This is a genomic window from Lacrimispora sp. YZC11, from assembly GCF_057543815.1.
Map to the genome: position 1 here is coordinate 644974 of NZ_BAAJYQ010000006.1, position 18677 is coordinate 663650.

General features: G+C 45.9%; 15 protein-coding genes. 2 read left to right on the forward strand and 13 right to left on the reverse strand.

Annotation, left to right across the window (positions count from 1 at the left end):
* Window positions 1-6: 6 nt before the first annotated feature.
* The 5 genes from hisC to AC27IJ_RS09300 all read right to left on the reverse strand — a co-directional run bounded on the left by hisC (window position 7) and on the right by AC27IJ_RS09300 (window position 7408).
* Window positions 7-1059 carry a histidinol-phosphate transaminase gene (gene hisC / locus AC27IJ_RS09280; RefSeq protein WP_312442178.1) on the reverse strand — a complete coding sequence of 351 codons (1053 nt, stop codon included), beginning with the start codon at window positions 1057-1059 and terminating at the stop codon, window positions 7-9.
* Window positions 1059-2264, reverse strand: a complete 1206-nt coding sequence (locus AC27IJ_RS09285; RefSeq protein ID WP_312442176.1) for a pyridoxal phosphate-dependent aminotransferase — start codon at window positions 2262-2264, stop codon at window positions 1059-1061. Before AC27IJ_RS09285 ends, hisC begins: the two co-directional genes overlap by 1 nt.
* 67 nt (window positions 2265-2331) lie before the next feature.
* The gene (locus tag AC27IJ_RS09290) at window positions 2332-5304 is read right to left on the reverse strand and encodes an EAL domain-containing protein (protein ID WP_487148499.1); all 2973 of its coding nucleotides are present in this window, start codon (window positions 5302-5304) and stop codon (window positions 2332-2334) included.
* A 224-nt stretch (window positions 5305-5528) separates the two neighbouring features.
* A complete protein-coding gene (gene dapF, locus AC27IJ_RS09295) occupies window positions 5529-6389 on the reverse strand; it encodes a diaminopimelate epimerase (protein WP_312442173.1) in 861 nt (286 codons plus the stop codon).
* Window positions 6386-7408: a D-alanine--D-alanine ligase family protein gene (locus AC27IJ_RS09300; protein WP_487148501.1), complete on the reverse strand. Its 1023-nt coding sequence runs from the start codon at window positions 7406-7408 to the stop codon at window positions 6386-6388. Before AC27IJ_RS09300 ends, dapF begins: the two co-directional genes overlap by 4 nt.
* Window positions 7409-7553: 145 nt before the next feature.
* Between AC27IJ_RS09300 and AC27IJ_RS09305 the strand changes: the two genes are divergently transcribed.
* Window positions 7554-8405 carry an AraC family transcriptional regulator gene (locus AC27IJ_RS09305; RefSeq protein WP_312442170.1) on the forward strand — a complete coding sequence of 284 codons (852 nt, stop codon included), beginning with the start codon at window positions 7554-7556 and terminating at the stop codon, window positions 8403-8405.
* 105 nt (window positions 8406-8510) lie between these two features.
* Window positions 8511-9488 carry a DUF4349 domain-containing protein gene (locus AC27IJ_RS09310; protein ID WP_487148503.1) on the forward strand — a complete coding sequence of 326 codons (978 nt, stop codon included), beginning with the start codon at window positions 8511-8513 and terminating at the stop codon, window positions 9486-9488.
* 63 nt (window positions 9489-9551) lie between these two features.
* Here the strand turns inward: AC27IJ_RS09310 and AC27IJ_RS09315 are convergent, their stop codons facing one another.
* The 8 genes from AC27IJ_RS09315 to AC27IJ_RS09350 all read right to left on the reverse strand — a co-directional run bounded on the left by AC27IJ_RS09315 (window position 9552) and on the right by AC27IJ_RS09350 (window position 18671).
* A complete protein-coding gene (locus tag AC27IJ_RS09315; protein WP_312442166.1) occupies window positions 9552-10844 on the reverse strand; it encodes an O-antigen polymerase in 1293 nt (430 codons plus the stop codon).
* Between the two features lie 98 nt (window positions 10845-10942).
* On the reverse strand, window positions 10943-12658 hold the full coding sequence (ptsP, locus tag AC27IJ_RS09320; RefSeq protein WP_313259534.1) for a phosphoenolpyruvate--protein phosphotransferase: 1716 nt from the start codon (window positions 12656-12658) through the stop codon (window positions 10943-10945).
* Between the two features lie 34 nt (window positions 12659-12692).
* A complete protein-coding gene (locus AC27IJ_RS09325) occupies window positions 12693-12956 on the reverse strand; it encodes an HPr family phosphocarrier protein (RefSeq protein WP_025232049.1) in 264 nt (87 codons plus the stop codon).
* 61 nt (window positions 12957-13017) lie between these two features.
* Window positions 13018-14319, reverse strand: a complete 1302-nt coding sequence (locus tag AC27IJ_RS09330) for a CdaR family protein (RefSeq protein ID WP_312442162.1) — start codon at window positions 14317-14319, stop codon at window positions 13018-13020.
* On the reverse strand, window positions 14297-15169 hold the full coding sequence (gene cdaA, locus AC27IJ_RS09335) for a diadenylate cyclase CdaA (protein WP_312442420.1): 873 nt from the start codon (window positions 15167-15169) through the stop codon (window positions 14297-14299). The genes AC27IJ_RS09330 and cdaA overlap by 23 nt, the downstream gene beginning before the upstream one ends.
* A 26-nt stretch (window positions 15170-15195) precedes the next feature.
* Entirely contained in the window at window positions 15196-16143 is a 948-nt protein-coding gene (locus tag AC27IJ_RS09340; RefSeq protein WP_312442160.1) for an ABC transporter permease, read from the reverse strand.
* Window positions 16140-16568: a hypothetical protein gene (locus AC27IJ_RS09345; protein WP_312500971.1), complete on the reverse strand. Its 429-nt coding sequence runs from the start codon at window positions 16566-16568 to the stop codon at window positions 16140-16142. The genes AC27IJ_RS09340 and AC27IJ_RS09345 overlap by 4 nt, the downstream gene beginning before the upstream one ends.
* Before the next feature lie 315 nt (window positions 16569-16883).
* Window positions 16884-18671, reverse strand: a complete 1788-nt coding sequence (locus AC27IJ_RS09350) for an ABC transporter ATP-binding protein (protein ID WP_487148508.1) — start codon at window positions 18669-18671, stop codon at window positions 16884-16886.
* Window positions 18672-18677 lie beyond the last annotated feature (6 nt).

Consider the following 18677-nt stretch of genomic DNA (forward strand, 5'->3'; position numbering starts at 1 on the left):
AAAAATCTAAAGATATTCTTTCAAAAAACAGTACAACGCTTCCATCTCTTCATCCGTTCCTATGGAAATACGCAAATGATTGTCAAGCCTTGGCTGCTTAAAATACCGGACAAAAATATTGTTTTCCCGGAGAGCCTTATATATCTCCTCTGCCCTGCGTTCTCTATGAGAGGCAAAGATAAAGTTTGCCATGGAATCCGGGAAGGAAAAACCCAGTTCCCCAAGCCTTTTCTTGGCCTGTTCCCTTGTGTATATGATCTTTTCTAAGGTTTCCTTAAAATATTTGTCATCTTCAAGGGATTTTGCGCCCAAGACCAGGGAAGGGATATTCATAGTGTAGGAATTAAAGGAATACTTCACATCGTTTAATGCACGGATAAGATCCGGATGTCCGTAAGCACAGCCGATTCTCATTCCAGCCATGGAACGGGATTTGCTGAAGGTCTGCACCACCAGAAGATTTTCATATTTTTCAGTCAGCCTTATCGCGCTTTCTCCGCCGAAATCAATATAGGCTTCATCCACAATTACCACTGACTCCTGGTTATTGGCTATGATATCCTCTGCTTCGGAAAGAGGCATAAGAACACCGGTAGGTGCATTGGGGTTTGGAAATATGATTCCCCCATTTTCCCTGTAGTAATCTTCCTTACGGATACAAAATTCCTCGTCAAGGGCAGGTGTTTCATATGGAATCTTAAATAAATCCGCCCAGACCTTATAAAAGGAATAGCTCACATCAGGAAACAGGATGGGCTTCTTTGAATTAAAAAAGGTCATAAAAGCGACTGCGATCACATCATCAGAACCTACTCCCACGAAAATCCGGTCCTCTTCCACCTCATAAGTTTTTGAAAGGGCTTTAACAAGAACTGTGGCAGCCGGATCCGGATATTTGCGAAACCAGTCGCAGTCCATCCCGGTCAAAGCCTGCCTGACGCCGGGAGACGGCGGATATGGGTTTTCGTTGGTATTCAGCTTAATTAACTTTTCTCCCTTTGGCTGCTCCCCCGGTACATAGGGGTCGACCCTGCGGATGTTGGCTTCCCATGGCTTCATTATGCTTCCCCCCTTTTTTCCATAAGACCATACTCTTCTGCTATTTTCTTAAATGCAGGAAGAGAGCGTTCTATCTGCTCATAAGATACACAATAAGCGATCCTTACATAGCCCGGGCATGCAAAGGAAGTTCCAGGCACCATAAGCACCCGGTGCTCTTTGCAGGACTGGCAGAATTCCTTATCATCCACCGGAGACTTCACAAATAAGTAAAAGGCTCCCTCTGGCTTAATGCAGTCAAACCCATATTCCTTTAAACGGTTATAGAGAAGCTCCCGATTCCTGTTATAGGCTTCCAGATTCACTTGGCTATCCACGCAGCGAACGATTACCCGCTGCATAAGTGAAGGTGCATTGACACAACCCAGCACACGGTTGGCAACTACAGCAGCAGCTATAACCTTAGAGGAATCCTCCACTTCGTCGGGGATTACCAGATATCCGATCCGTTCCCCAGGCAGGGACAAAGACTTACTGTAAGAATAGCAGACTATGGTATTATGATAAAACGGTGTGACATAGGGGACCTCCACCCCATCATAAACCAGCTCCCGGTAAGGTTCATCAGAAATCAGCACGATCTGGATGCCAAGCTCTGTTTCCTTTTTCTTAAGGATGCCTGTGATCTCGCGGAGAGTTTCTGCAGAGTAAACCACGCCCGTAGGATTATTGGGAGTATTGATGATCACCGCCTTTGTCTTTGGGGTGATCCGCCTCTCAAATTCCTTTAAGTCAGGCTGAAAGCTGGACCTATCCGGAGGTACAACCACAAGTACGCCGTCATAATTCCGGACATAGGAACCGTATTCCATAAAATACGGTGCAAACACCAGTACTTCATCGCCGGGATCCAATATGGTTTTTAATATCACGTTCATGCCGCTGGCCGCCCCAACGGTCATAAGAATATTTTCCAGACGAAAATGAGTCCCAAACCGCCTGTTTAAGGACTGGGCAACCGCAGCTCTTGTCTCCTCAAATCCTGCATTGCTCATGTATCCATGGATTAAAGTGGTTTCCTCTTCTCTGATTATGTCAAGAATGGCCTGGTTTACCGCAGGCGGAGCCGGCACATTGGGATTTCCAAGGCTGAAATCATAGACATTCTCCCTGCCATACACGGCAGCCATCTTCTTTCCTTCCTCAAACATGGCACGGATGGCGGAATTGTTTTCTACAAGGGGTCTCATCTTGTCTGCTATCATAATCTTATTCCTTTCCCTGAAATGATTTTATGAGGATTATATCACAAGTGCCGGAAACGGTCTATTCCTATTTCACGCTTCCCCTGTCTGAAAGCTTCCTGGACTGTATAAGAGCTGACCTTGCCTTATCACAGCAATCCTCAAAATCCTTATCCTGCGCTTCTACCATGGCAAAAGCGGTGTTGATCCAGAACAGATGCTTTGTCTCATTTCCCGCAATTTCCTGGGTTAAAGCTTTCGCCACCCGAATGAGCTTATGTTCCATATCACTGCTCCGGATATTTTTGCACAGTACCATTGCTTCATATACACCGTTCAGACAGATGATATCATCTTCCCTGAAAAAACGCTTCAGGCATTCCACATAGGCTGCAAATAGCGGCTTTTCTGCTTTACCCCCTACGCCGCCCTCCTCTTCCTTCCCTAAAATTTCAAACAAAGCCAGGGCCGAAGGCTGGAAGCGGCGGCGCATCACATAGGCCTCCATCATGGAAACGGCAGCATGGCGGTCAGGAAGCTTCTCTAAGGAAAGATCTCTTCCGGAAAGTTTCAGCATATCTCCCAGAATTTTCTGGGAGTCTTCCAGCTTCTGACGCTGTTCCATCTGTTCCGTGGCATCTCTTACCGCTCCATAGTACAGACGGTGCTCATCCTGCTCTCTTAAAAAGAATACACGCAAATGTACCCACATCAGTTCTCCGCTTAAACGGTACTGCCGGAAAATGCCTTCCCCTCCCCGGATCGGATTGCTGTATGCGTTTTCAAAAATACTCAAAACCCAGTCTCTGTCATCTTTATAGATTCTTTTTAACAAAAACCACCTGCGTTCTTCCATGTCCGCCGGATTGTCCCCTGTCATGTGGTAATATTCCTGGTTCACCCGAAGAACCTCGCACTGGTCCTCATACACTTCATACAGAGCGATTGCCCCAAGCATGTTATTTAACATCGCCTCACTGGTGATGTTCTCATTAAACAGATCCTCCAGTTTCAGCTGCCCCAGCTGGCGGGCCTGGATCCCCCCGTAATCCACATGATCCTCCTGTAATAAGAGCAGCTCCGCCTCTTTCACCGGAAGCGGCTTATAATAATAATATCCCTGTCCGTAAATACAGCCGATATTTCTTAAAAAATCCACCTGATCTTTTGTTTCAACTCCTTCAGCAATGATCTTCATCTGCATGACTCTTGCCATTCTCACAATAGTCTCTAAGATCCCCATTCCCCGGCTCTGGCTGTTCTCATTCATATCCAGGAATTTGGTGTCGATCTTGATGACGTCGACATTGACATCTTTGAGCATGTTAAGAGAGGAGTATCCGCTTCCAAAGTCATCCATAAACACCGGAAAGCCCGCCCTGCGCAGATCCTCCAGAACCCTCTGCATCTTATCATCATCCTCTGCATAGGCGCTTTCCGTAATCTCAATTTCCAAATATCTAGGATCAATCTCGTACTTGCTTACCAATTCTTTAAATTTTTCCACAACATCAATGGCATAGATATCCATACGGGACATATTGATGGAAATGGGGATCAGTCTTTTTCCGGCCTTGGACCAGCTGTTTAACTGCCTGCATACCATTTCCCAGATATAAATATCCAGATAAGTGATAAACCCGTTCTGCTCTAAAAGCGGTATGAACTCTACGGGAGAGATCAGCCCCCGGAGCGGATGCCTCCATCTGACCAGGGATTCCAGTCCAATGATCTTACCTGTTAACATGTTGCACTGGGGCTGGACGTAAAAAATAAACTCCCTCTTTTCCAGAGCGCTCTGAATTTCTGAGAGAAGGATCTGGTCCTTTTCCATCTTCTGCTTCATACCGGGATCATACCAGCCTATTCTCTTGGCATAATTTCCCTTTACGGAGTTTAATGCAATTGCCGCCCTGTCATACATCATGCTGACCGAATGGCTCCGGTCCTCTATCCGGTAGACGCCAAAAGCCGGAAGAAATCCTGCATTTCCTCCATACTGTCTGGCGTAATGATTAATCTCGCCTTCCAGGTTTTTCAATATGGAAATGTCTTCCGGAAGGATGATGACAAAATCGTCTCCTCCCATATACCCTGCCAGGGAACCATACAAAAGCTCCACGGACTTTAAATATTTTCCTATCTTTATCAGGAAGCGGTCCCCTTCCTCCTCCCCATACCATTCATTGAAAAGCTTAAAATGCTCAATGTCAATGGCCACCATAAAAAATCTTGTGTCGGGTTGTTTTTTCAGCAGCTCTTCCGCCTTCTCAAAAAAAGGACCGTAACGGAAAAGCCCTGTCATGGAATCCGTTTCTTCCCGCTTCTCCTTAAGCTTTTTCTTCTCTTCCTCTTCCTGCTTCTTCCTGTTGTCAATATCCTGGACATAGCACATGATGATGGGGTCCGCACAATCCCCGCACCTGAACAAGACGACAATCACGCTGACCCAGCAATATTTCCCGCCCGCCAGCAGCCTGCGGAACTCTCCCTTAATGATCCTGCCGCTGGCATGAAGGCGGTCCAGCAGGGTGTTCCCAGCCCAGAATTCCAAAAATCCTTCCCTGTCTTCCGGGTGGATCATGAGATCCGCCACCTCCAGGAACATGGAATCCAGTTGTCCCTCCATCTTTGGAATCCTGAATTTATCTTTCTGGTGAAACAGGATCCTATAGGAGTTTGCAGCAATGTTCAATTCAAAAAGCTCATCATAAACGGTGTTATCCGTCAGATGATAAAAAAGATTCTTATTCTTCTCATCCACCGGCCGAAACATGATGAGCCTGCATCCATTGTGTCCGGGCCAGTCAATTGTGCCTGAGGATACATCCATCCAAAGCTCTGAGGCAGAATTATAAAATATCACATGCCCGGACTTTTCCCCTGTACCCGGACAGTCCTTACAGGGCTCCAGTCCTTTACAAACCCCCTGATAACAGTACATCCCTACTCTTAAATCCGGATAATATGATTTAGCCGCTTCATTGAGATAAATGATCCTGTAACCCTGGTCAACTATGTAAACACCGGCTTCTCCGTTTTCAGCCGACATAAGATTCATAAGCCCCCGCCTCTCCTGCATTACATTATTTACGCACCTTATAAATTATTGTAATATTATAGTATGAAAAGTCTGTTTCCGTCAACAGGTTCAGACTCACATCATAAAAACAGGAACATGCAAAAGGCACTTCAACCCTCCGTTTATCTCAGATAAGGCGGTTTTTTCCTGCTCTGAATGAACGGCTGATTGTCGTGCCCGTTTTGCCAATCTGTTACATTTTATTACCGGAGTGCGCGCAACTGCTCCGTCATCTCATGAGAAAGGGTGAATCTTCCTACGTAACCGACTTCCCCTGTCATCAGTACGCTGCCATCCTTTTCAATCTCCACCTCAAGCACGCCTCCCGGCATATGCACATACATCTTGGAATCTGTAAGTCCCATACGGTACGCCGCACCAGCGGCCGCGCATCCGCTGGTTCCGGAGGCCAGGGTATATCCGGCTCCCCGTTCGTAAATCTCAATTTCAATATTTGTCCTGTCCACAACCTTCAAAAGCTCCGTATTTGTCTTTTCAGGGAAATAATCGGCTGTCTCCGAATGCTTTCCAATGCGGCATGCCAGTTCCTTTGATATGTCGTTCAGCCAGATGACGCAGTGAGGATTGCCTATGGTAACGCAGGTGACCCGGTAAGGGATGCTTCCAAACATCATGGTTTCATTCAGTACCTCTCTCCTTGGCCCTGTTACAGGAATTTCATCGCTGTAAAAGCTTAGTTTTCCCATGGAAACCTTTATTTTGGTTCCAGTCTCGTTTAAGTACTGGATCGTCTGCTGCCCGCTTAATGTATTGACGATAAAACGGTTTTTCTGCACATATCCGGCATCCTTTAAGTATTTCCCAAAAATCCGTACACCGTTGCCGCTTAACTCCGCTTCGCTTCCATCAGGATTTAAAATCTTTAACTCCAGTTTATCCTGCCCAAGGATAGGCCCTACCAAAAGCCCGTCAGATCCCACTCCAAAATTCCGGTTGCAGATCAAGCGGACACTTTCCTCTGTCAGCTCCAATTCATTTTTATTGGGGTCAAAAATCAGATAATCATTACCCAGTCCATGATACTTTTCCAACGTGATATTCATGATAAAACTCCTTTCCCGTGCTTTGCAATATCCTCACATAATTCATAATATGAAATTCCGGCTGCCATAGCTTCCTGGGGAAGAAGGCTGAAAGGCGTCATTCCCGGCAGTGTATTGGCCTCCAGACAGGAAAGGCTGCCATCTTCCTCCATGATGAAATCCACCCTGGAATAATATCCGAGTCCCAAAGTGCGATGGACCTTCAAAGCCATCAGGCCCATGGCCTCCTCCTCGTTCTTTGTCAGCTTTGCCGGACAGATCTCCTCCGTCATACCTGCCTGGTACTTATTTTCATAATCATAAAACCCTGCCTTAGGTATGATCTCGATTGCCGGAAGGGCCTTTTCTCCTAAGATCCCGACAGAAAATTCCCTGCCAATAATTTTCACTTCTGCCAGAACCCGGTCTTCATAGGCAAAAGCAGAACTAAGGGCATTCTCCCATTGTTCTTCCTTATCCACCATGGTAACACCTACGCTGGATCCGCAGCCGCATGGCTTTACCACACAAGGAAAAGAAAACGGTTCCAAAGGCTCCCCTCTGGTATAAAGGCGCCAATCCGGGGTTGGTATGCCAGAGGCCTTCATCAGGAGCTTTGCCAAAGGCTTATCCATGGCCTTTAAGCACCCTTCATAACCAGTTCCGGTATAAGAAATACCATAGGCATCAAAAACAGCCTGTATCTGCCCGTTTTCTCCAGCACCTCCGTGTAGTGCCAGAAATACTACGTCAGCCTGCCTGCAGATTTCAATGACCCGGTTTCCTATATATCCTTCTCCCTTTCTCCCTTCGGTCAATCGGTCAAGTTCCGGAACTTTTCTTCCGATTTCCCAGGAAAGGTCTGTACCATCTTTAAGGCTTATAAAACAGACCGCTTCCCCCTCATCAACTCCAAGGTATGAATCCAGCAGGTAAACCTCATGACCATTCTTCATCAAGGCATTTGTGATCATGGCTCCTGAGGATAATGAGACTTCTCTTTCCGGGCTGAAGCCGCCCGCTAATACAACTATTTTCATTCTTATCTTCCTTCTATACATGCACATTTAATTTATATATTAAATTATATACAGCACTATTTATCATTTCCATCAATATAATGCTTTTTTTATTGCAAATTATGTTGTATTATAAAAAGCAGCGAACAGAAGGGATTAGATTAACATGGACAACTACGAAAAGCGGGGATATTTAAACAGTGATTTCCGGCTGTTTCATCTGACCGATACAAAAAAACAGGATTTTGAATACCATTATCATGATTTCGATAAAATCATCATATTCATCCGGGGATCCGTGACCTACCGGATCGAAGGCTGTGCTTATAAACTGAACCCCTATGACATCATACTGGTCCGGCATAACGATATACACAAGCCCGACATCGACCCATCGGTACCTTATGAAAGAATCATTGTCTATCTTTCCACCGGCTTCTTACTGGCTTACCGGTCGGACAGCTATGATTTGAGCTCCTGCTTCCAGAAATCAAAAGAGCTCCACTCCCACGTCCTGCGGATTCATTCCATGGAAAAAAGCGACCTATACCGCACATTGGTGAACTTAGAATATGCCTGCACCCATGACGGCTATGCCAGGGATCTGTACTGCCAGGTGCTCTTTCTGGAATTCATGATCCAGTTAAACAGGGCTTCCCTGGCCAACCGGGTGCAATACCTTCCCCCTTCCACCGGTGACCGACGCATTTTAGGCATTATGGACTATATAAACAGTCATTTGATGGAAGATATAACCGTGGATGCCATTGCAGAGGCCTGTTATATCAGCCGTTATCACCTGATGCACTTATTCAAAGGGGAAACCGGCTATACTCTGTTTGACTATATCACGGAAAAACGTCTGGCTTTGGCAAGGGACCTATTAAAGACCGGAATGCCGGTTACCGAAGCCTGCTTTGGCAGCGGTTTTAAAAACTACTCAACATTTTTCAGGGCCTATAAAAAACACTTTCACGTTTCCCCTTCAGAAACCGTAAAAGAGCATGGAAATATATAAGTTTTTCTTAAGCTTCCTCTGCCTTTGTTGAAATGGTCCAGGCACCATGCTATTCTAAGGATATCACATGATCCTTAGAAATATGATGATAAGAGGAGGGGTTTTATGAGAAAAAGAAAATGGGGATTCATCCCGTCGCTTCTGGTAATTCTCTGCTTAAGCGCATGCTCCAATAAGTCCGCGGCAATGTCCCAGAACGCCGTATCGGATTATGGAACTGTTATGCCTGCAGAGACAAATGTCTCAGTAAACGCAGACAGCCAGTATGAAAATGCCGAAGAGGAAAAAGCTGATGCATCACTGGCAAGCGAAACAGGAAGCAGCCAGGTGCTTCCTGCCGGAAGAAAGCTTATACGGAACATATCCATGAACGTGGAAACGGATGGGTTTGAAACACTGCTTAACAGCCTGCAAACCAAGATTACCCAGCTTGGCGGATATGTGGAACAGTCCGACATGTCAGGCAGCCGCATGGATAACCTGGGAAAACCGGTGCCAAGGTTTGCCAATATGACCGTCCGGATACCCGTAAACCAGATCGACAGCTTTGTAAGCACAGTGGAAACAAACGGAAATGTTACTAATAAGTCTGAATCCACCCAGGATGTCACGCTGCAGTACAGCGATCTGGAAAGCAGGAAAAAGTCCCTGGAAATGGAGCAGGAAAAGCTGTGGGAATTTCTCCAAAAAGCAGAATCAGTTGATACGGTCATCACTCTCCAGCAGCGGCTTTCCGAGATACGCTACCAGTTGGAATCCATGGAATCCCAGCTTAGGCTATACGACAATCAGGTGGATTACAGCACGGTTTCCCTAAGCATCAGGGAGGTCACCACATTTACCCCCACAGCCCCGGAATCAGCCGGCACCCGCATAAGTAAGGGATTTACAGACAATCTTAAGCTTTTTAAGACCGGCTTTTTAAACCTTACGATCGGCGCCATTACAACCATTCCATTCTGGTTCCCCATTGCCGCAGCAGCCTATGCCATTTTCTTCTTCCGCAGGCGCAAAAAGAAAAGGCACCCTGCTATCTCCCCTCCCTTAGAGGAAAAGGAGCCTTCCGGCACACCCAAGGCCTGATTTCAACTCATGCAAACAAAAAAGCTCCCGGAAAAAGTAATTTTTCCAGGAGCTTTTCTATCGTCAGCTATGTCTTCCATTATTCTTCCACGAACAAAAGGCAAATAAAATCCCCGTCATTCCAAAATAGAACCAGGTGGAAGGATTGCTGAACCAGGTCGTGAAAAAGGATAGTATCATATACATGGCAAACTGGGCATAGAACAGATAGCCGATGGGATTGCGGATACGCTTTACCATCCGCATCAGGAAAAACGCAACTCCACCGAGTATACATCCAAATAACAAGACGCCCACAATACCGAAATCATAAAAAGAATCATAAAACAGGGTGACCGTGGTCAATTCCTCTTTTGTCACATAGATGGGAAAATCCACAAGAGCCGGGACAAGGAATTTAAGCCCTGTAAGCGCCCATAAGGGAAAGAGCATCCGAAGGCCAAAAGTATGGGACGGAAGCCACTCCACCAGGCAGTTAAAATTGTCGTAATTGTTTGCAATGTACATATATGGCTGAGTGATGAATATGGGCATCTGGCTGTTTTTCATCTGAAAAATGCCATTTAAGTAGGAGACATCATGGCCTCTTACGACGGTGAGGATCACATAGATGGGGATCATACCAAGCGCCAGGCCCACCCCATAAGCGATTTTCAGCCTGTGCTCCATAGCAATATAGGTGAGAACCGCCAATCCCACAGATAGGATCAGTTGGAAGCGGGAAACACACAAAACCGGAATCACACATGCGATGACGTCCATAAGCACGGCCAGAATCAGCCTTAAGCCGTTTCTCCCCTGTTCTATGCATATATAAAGGACCGACAGAGCAGGCACCAGTACACAGGAAACGGTAAAATAGTGAATTCCTGTTATGTGAAACGTGGAGTAAGCATGAGGCACTCCTTTTACAAAGAAGGGGATGAACCCCAGCACTACCGCCTCAACGATAAAACCGGCAAGGGATACAAAGGTGACAAAAACCATGGCCAGAAAAAGAGGTCTCTCATAACCCTTAAAACTGAACCAGCTGGAACGCTGTCCTCCTGATTCTCCCTGCAGCTTTGCGAAAAATTCAAAGGTGACCCAAAATCCCAGGAATGCTACCAGAAAACAGAGCCACGTAATAATATTCCAATCAAATGAAAGCTCTGAGAGCTTTAAACAGGCGATGCCTTCCCCTCCTACCCAGAACAGGGAAAACAACCCCCTTAAGTGAATGATATTCTCGGTTCGACCGTAATCACGCCAGTACAGGAAAAGAGCTGCCAGGATTAAAATAATACCGGACAGCCAGTAAAACCCTGCTCTTGCAAATAAATAAGACGCTCCATAGCTGATCAGATAAACACTCATCGTAAAATATCCCCTTTGGCAAATAATAGAAACGCCGTCTTATTTGGAAAAAAGCAGCCGCCGCCCTGGCGACAGCCGCGCTTCCCTTTTGGAGTCCACTATATACGGCTAATGAACTCTCTCATATAATCTTCTACCTCTTTTACAGTGGAATAGGACATTGCCTGATCTGCCACTGCCTGCAATTCTTTTGTGCTGTAACCGGTAATCAGCTTTCTGGCGTTTAAGATAGCAGATGCACTCATGCTGAACTCATTTAAGCCAAATGCCAGAAGCAGGGGAATGAGCATGGGATCGCTTGCAGCCTCCCCGCACATACCTACCATAATCCCTTCTTTGCGTCCGCATTCAATGACATGGCGGATGCTTCTTAAAACTGCAGGATTTAACGGGGAATACAGATAGGAAACTTTATCATTACCCCTGTCTACAGACATGGTATACTGGGTAAGGTCATTGGTTCCGATGCTGAAGAAATCAACTTCCTTTGCAAACACATCTGCCATTAAGGAGGCAGCAGCGGTTTCCACCATGATTCCCACCTGAATATCCTTTTTACAGGCAATTCCCTTTTCATCTAATTCCTTCTTAAGTTCTTCAATAAGTGCCTTTGCTTCTCTGAACTCCTCTAAGCAGGTTACCATAGGAACCATGATGCGGATGTTGCCGAAAGCACTGGCTCTTAAAAGAGCCCGCAGCTGAGGCTTGTACACATCTTCTTTCCGGTCCAGGCAAAAACGGATCGCCCTGTATCCCAAAAACGGATTTTCGTCCTTTTGAAGGCCCATATATGGGATTTCCTTATCTCCTCCGATATCCAGAGTACGGATAATTACAGGTTTGCCATTCATGGAAACCGCAACCTTCCGATAGGCTTCAAACTGCTCGTCCTCAGTGGGCATTGACGCACGGTCCATAAATAAGAACTCCGTACGGAACAGTCCGATCCCTTCCCCGTCATACTGAAGGACCTTTTCCACATCCTCAGGCTTTCCGATATTGGCTACCAATTCAATGGAAGCGCCATCCTTTGTCACGGTAGGCTTTCCGATGTATTGCTCCAGTTCCTTTTTTTCCTTTAGAAAGGATTCTCTCTTTGCGGCATATTCCGCCTTTAAGGAATCATCCGGATTCACTACGACAACTCCTTTAGAGCCATCCAGTATCACATCATCCCCATCAGATACTTTACCTAAAAATCCCTCAATGGCAACCACTGCAGGAATTTCCAAGGCTCTGGCAAGAATAGCGCTATGGGATGTCTTTCCTCCCAGTTCTGTGACAATACCAACTACATTTTCCGGATTGATCCCGGCTGTCATGGAAGGCGTTAAATCTCTTGCAACGATCACACTTCCTTCCGGTAGAGCGGAAATATCCACAGAGCTTACTCCCATGAGTATCTTCTGCACGCGGGTTTTGATATCGTGCATGTCCGTTGCTCTCTGCTGCATGAGCTCGTCTCCCATAGATGCAAACATGTCGGCATAGGTATTGCATACATTTTCAACCGCATATTCGCTGTTAACATTCTCCCCTGTTATGGAATTTTCGATCTCACCTGTAAGCATTGGATCGGAAAGGAGCAGTAAATGACCATTTAAAATCTCCGCTTCCTTTTCTCCCACCTTTGTTGCCAGATCCTGTGCCAGAAGGCCGGTCTCTTCCATGGCCTGTTTTACAGCCGCATGAAAGCGGGCCTTTTCAGCCTCCGGATCCGTGATTGCCTCTCTCCTGATCTTAAGCTCTGCTTCTTCCACGTTAACGGCCTTCCCAATACCGATTCCCGCAGATGCACTTGTTCCTTTAAACATAATTAGCCTCCTTATTAATTACTGGATCATTAATCTATTCGCCAAGACCCTCTTCAACAGCCTTGACCATGGTTGCCAGAGCTTCCTCCTCATCTGCTCCCTCACAGACAAAAGTAATCTCATCCCCGCTTTTTACGCAGGCACCCAATACGCTAAGCACGCTTTTCGCATTGGCAGTGGTGTTCTTAAATCGAAAACTCACCGAAGAATTAAAGTTCATGGCTTCCTTACAAAGAATCCCTGCCGGCCTTAAGTGCAGGCCGGTAGGATTCTTTATAACAACTTTAGCACTGACCATACTGAATTCCCTCCCTCCATTCTTTCATCATTTACCCTTTTCCAGGAAATGAAAGACTTTATCATTGTGTCTCAGGAACTTCCGCAGAAGTGGCTGTGGTGCTTTCATCCGTTCCGGGGCCAGGTTCTTTATGGGCAACCGTCACATTGAAAGGCGTATAGCCAACCACTTCAAACCCTCCTGAAACCTCAAATGTCACCATTCCGGGATGGGGGCCAGCCTCCTGGTCCGATACGTCAAGAACTGCATTCAAGTTCTTTTCCGTCAGGGCATCTAAATCTTCCTTCAGCCCTTTTACCGTGACATCAGAAGTTTCCTTATCAAAACTGTAATCGTAATCAGCTTCCGCACCCTTCTTATCCAGATTCTTCAGATTCAAAGTGAATACTCTGGTAGTAAGTGGTTCTACCTTCAGCTTCACGGTTACATTCTTATATTCATCCCCTGCAACAGAGGTGCTTGGCGGCAGATACTGGCTCAAATCCAGCTGAATCACCTTGTCAGAGGTGGCACCGTCAATATTCAGCTTATCCGAGGAAACAGCTAATGTGGTCAAGGAGGCAAGAACAGACTTGGTACCTACCACCGGCACGGATTTGATGCTGCATTCCACTCCCGTATACCGGTAACCCTTTGCCACTACTCCTGAAACCTCAAAGTTGATCGCAAGACTCTTGGCCTTCAGCACAGATACATTATATTCGATCTCATGCCTGCTGACAGTAACCTTATTTCCAAGGTCCAGCTTGTTGCCGTTGGCATCGTAAAAGACAGGAGCGGCCACTGCATTTATATCCGCATTGGCATTATCCACTTCGATCTCTATTCCCATATGGTTGATCTGGCCGATCTGGGACTCAGGGCCTTCCACCGTCACAGAATCCGGCGACAAGGTGACCATGCCCAGGGCATACCCTTCTTCCGGGGTTCCTTTCGTGCGGAACTGAAGATCAAACTTCTTGCGCTGGAGCTCTTCCGTATCGATACGGATCACCATTGGCTTAGCCGTAATGGTGTCACTCCTGACCAGATTTTCCTTATCTCTATTAATCTCTACTGTGATGGGAATAGCTCCTGTCACGTTGTAATCCTTTAAATCAACATAGGCATGAAAGTCCGAGGCCTTCACTAAGGAACGGTCTCTTGTTCTCACCTGATAGCTGACTGTTACCGCATCCTTTCCCACAATTTCATAGGTCAAATTGGCAGCCTCCAGCACGTCCTCATTGCGCACTTCTACCGCAACCACCTGGGAATCGTCAATGATGGGATTGGAAATGTTGACAACAGCCATCCATACTGCAAAGGCTAGCACCAGAGACGCAACTTTCAGTCCAAGATTATTTAATAGCTTTTCCTTCATTCTTACGCCTTCCCTTCAAAATCCTGAATCTGCTTCCTTCCTCTACCTCCCGTTTTACACCTGCAAGGACCGAGCGGAGCATATCCGCATCCGCGATCCGTTTAAGACCGCCTTGCAATGCCACCGTCACACGCCCTGTTTCTTCCGATACCACAATGGTAATGCTGTCGCTGACTTCGCTGACTCCTACAGCAGCCCTGTGCCTTGTACCCAGTTCCTTGCTGATGGACATATTATCAGACAGGGGCAAATAGCAGGTTGCCGCCGCCACACGGTTTCCCCGGATTACCACCGCTCCGTCATGCAGCGGAGTATTATGCTCAAAAATATTGATAAGAAGCTGGCTGCTTAAAATTCCGCCTACTTCTATTCCTGTACGCTCGATCTCTTTTAAGGAGTCCCCTCTTTCAATTACTATGAGCGCTCCTGTCTTGACCTTTGCCATCTCAAAAACAGCTTTCACCAGCTCATTGATTGTTTTATCCGTAAAACTGGAATTGTCCCTGCCGTCATCAAAGGTCAGAATCCCAGTAAAGGGATTCTTGCTTCCAAGCTGCTCAAGAGCTTTCCGAAGCTCAGGCTGAAAGATCACAATCGCCATGGTCACTGCTGGCGTAGCGATTTTATTGAGAATCCAAAAAATATTATCCAGCCGGAATACATATGCAAAGAGATAGAATAAAAGAATCACAATGATTCCCTTTAAAAGTGTCCATGCCCTAGTATTCATGATCCAGGTCAGCAGCTCATACAGCAGAACGGCTATAATAATAATTTCAACCAAGTTTGTTTTCGATATCCTGGGCAGGAAAGATACCCAGGAGTACATTCCGTTTAAAAAATCTGCTATTGTCTCCACCTCCCTTTTATCTCTTCCTACCTCTGCGGCCTTTGGAGCTTTCTGGCATTGATTTTCTGAACTTTTACGTCAGGCGCGCTGACTGTCAGCTTTGGAACCGCCTTGACGTAATAATAATAGTCATCGTCTTCAAATTGTACGTATTCTGTCCTGGAATAATCCACTGCAAAGACAAAAAATGTATAAATTCCTGCAATCACGATGGAAACCAGGATTCCCATCAGAAGTCTGATGACCGATACCGATACATCCGCAGCAATATCTCCGATAAAAATTACTCCAAGCTGTGCAATGGTGCCTGCCACAATGGCGATGATCCAGGCATAATCCATGGATAAGCTCCTGGTGACCGCCACCACCACAAGGGAAAGGGCAAACGCCGTAACCATCACAAGCATCAGCTTATTAGACAGAAGGCTCTTCATGAGCTGCATGAATTTCAGCACCTCATCCACCGACATATCATTGGTCAGAACCCCTGCATTCTGCTTCACATATAAAAGCGTATAATAAATAAATACGCCGCAGCTTACCGGAATCACAGATATAACGCTCCCTGACAACCCTACGATCAGAGGGATCGCATAAGGGATTTTTAAAAGGAAAAACACCGGGGTCAACACCAGCAGATAACTGTCACCCGGCTGGAATCCATAATAAAGGAGTCCTACCACCAAAATAAAAACAGCCATGACCAGAGTGATTTCAATGGAAATTCCCGACAGATGGGCAAGCATAAAGCCTGCCGCCAGAAAGGAGATGGCTCCATAGGGCAAAAAGGAGCATACCAGAGCCAGCACCAGTGGAATATAGCCTACCGTCAGCTTTGACATAAAGCCGATATTTTTATTCATCAGGATAAACGCCAGAAAGCTGAATATAAACTTGATCACAGGCGTTATATAAATCTCAAACCTGGCATAAAACTCTTTCAATTGTTCTTTGAATACAAGAAGGCCCATCATGATGTCCGTCCTCCCTTTGTTCTTTTTAAAGGTCTGGTATTTCCCTCGTAACGCTTGTCCAGCCTTTTTAATTTGGCCAAATATACCTTAGTGCCACGGCTGGCATATTCGTACTTCTTCATATATATAGCAGCGCTGATTCCCATGTAAATTATCAACCCAATGAGATAAATGATTCCAATCCGGAACCCGGCCGCCGTCAGGCCCTTCAGCTCCATGGTATTCATCCATCGTTCCAAATCATATAATCCCCATAAAACCAGACATAAAACAAAGCTCAGTGTATAGCTGAAAAAAGAGCGGAGCAGCTTACTGCTGATGTAATCACTTTTAAAGTACCGGTTAATGGGAAATATCCTTTTTCCTTCGTGTTTTTCAAACATTGCAAGGCTGGTCATGATCTTTATTTTCTCTTCACTAAGCATATAGTTTCCTCACTAAACCATAAGATATCACCCTATTATAGCATAGAACCTTTTACTTTGCGAGCCTAATACAGAATTTTTATTATTTTGTTAGGTTCATATATTTCTCATGGTTTTGTTTTCCCTAATAAAATTCATGACAGAAAAACTTTAATTCACAACAATATTTGATTTTAAATCAAATTTAATATCCCCAAAACGATCATCAAGGAAAAGATACTCTCACCAGGTTATTAGCTTTTACACTCCTTCAGAATGTAAACAAACCGGTGTTCAGGACGCAAGTCCCGGCACCGGTTTCTTTTTTTATAATCCTCATCTCAAAGCCATTTGAAGCCGTTCCATCTGGTAGAATTCTCCCTTTTGGGCCATAAGCTCCTGATAGCTTCCTTCTTCTCTTATTTTCCCCTTGTCTAACACCACGATACGGTCTGCCCCTCTGACCGTGGAAAGCCTGTGAGCCACAATAAAGGTGGTTCTATCCTTAATAAGATGATCCAGGGCATCCTGAATCTCCTTTTCCGATATGGTATCCAGGGCTGAAGTGGCTTCATCCAATATGATAACTCTCGGATCACGTATGATTGCCCGGGCAATGGAGATCCTTTGTCTTTGCCCGCCGCTTAAATTGGAACCGTGCTCACCGATCATGGTGTCAAGGCCCTTGGGAAGCTTTGCGATGACTGACTTTAAGTTGGCCGCCTCCACCGCGTGCCCGATCTCCTCTTCCGAAACGCACTCCTGGCCGTAAACAATATTTTCCCTGACCGTTCCTGTAAAGAGGACCGGAGACTGGGGTACCACAGAAATAAATCTCCGGTAGCTTCGTAAGTTGATGTCATTCACATCCATGCCGTCAATCAAAAGCCTTCCATCCGAGGGCGTGATGAACCCGATAATCAGGTTAAGGACGGTCGTCTTTCCGGAACCGGATTCTCCTACCAGAGCAATGGTTTCTCCCGCCTTTACCTCCAGCTGGAAGCCATCAAGCACCTGTTCTACGGAATTCTTATAGGAAAACTGCACGTTATGAAAAGAATAGTCTCCTTTTAACTCCTTCATTTCCGTCTTTCCATCGTTATGTTCCACATCGTCTGAAACCAGAATCTCACCGATGGAGGTAACGGATTCCAGTCCCTTTGTCAGGATCGGAAGAAGGTTTATAAGGGAGGTGAATTGGTTTACAACCGTTGTAAAACTGGACTGATAAAAGGTCACATCCCCAATCTTTATGAGTCCCTTTAATGCCATAAAACCGGAAAAGCCCAGGCAGAGAGCCTGAAACACCTGGAACACACACCAGCTGACCGCTCCGAAATGAGCCTGTATCATATCCAGACGGTACCCCTTATCCGCAGTTTCCTCCAGCTGCTCCTTGATCTTTTCCACTTCCTTCTGTTCCAGGGCATGGGCCCTTGTCACAGGAACCAGCTCCACCATCTCCATGACCCGGGCGCTGGTCTCTTCCATTTCCTGACGGAATGCCCGGTTTTCCCTGTGTATTTTCTTCCGGAAAGCAATGACTGTCAGAGAGGTCAAAGGCGCCACCATGAGGAAAAACAAAAGGACAATTTTGTTTTTTACCGCCGTAATGGACAGGGTGATCACCAGATTCATCATAATGTTCATCAGGTTTACAAAAAGCTGGGATGACAAGGTTTCTACCGCTTCTACATCCCGGATAATCTTTGACTGAAGGCGTCCCGACTGGATTTCCGTATGGTAGGGAATGGAAAGCTCCTGAAGCTTTCTCACCAAAGCCCCTCTTAAGCCTGCCTCAGTTTTACGGATGACTTTGTTTTTATATTTGTTATGAAACCAGTTGGCAGGCAGATGGATGACCAGCAGCCCAAGCCAGACCGCCACATTTAATAAAATGGCCTGTTTTCCAGCCTCACCTCCTTCCAGTGCCCCATTGATCACATTGGCAATCAGAAGAGCCGAAAAAAGGCTGGGGGCATGCTTAATCAGAAAAAAGAAGGTGGAGAATAAAAACTTATAATACTGGCCCTTATAAAAACCCAGAAGAACCATGACGGAATGATTCCCGTATTTTTGATAACACCGGACAAAACGGCGTTCAATTTCTTCATAATTTTTCATAGCCGC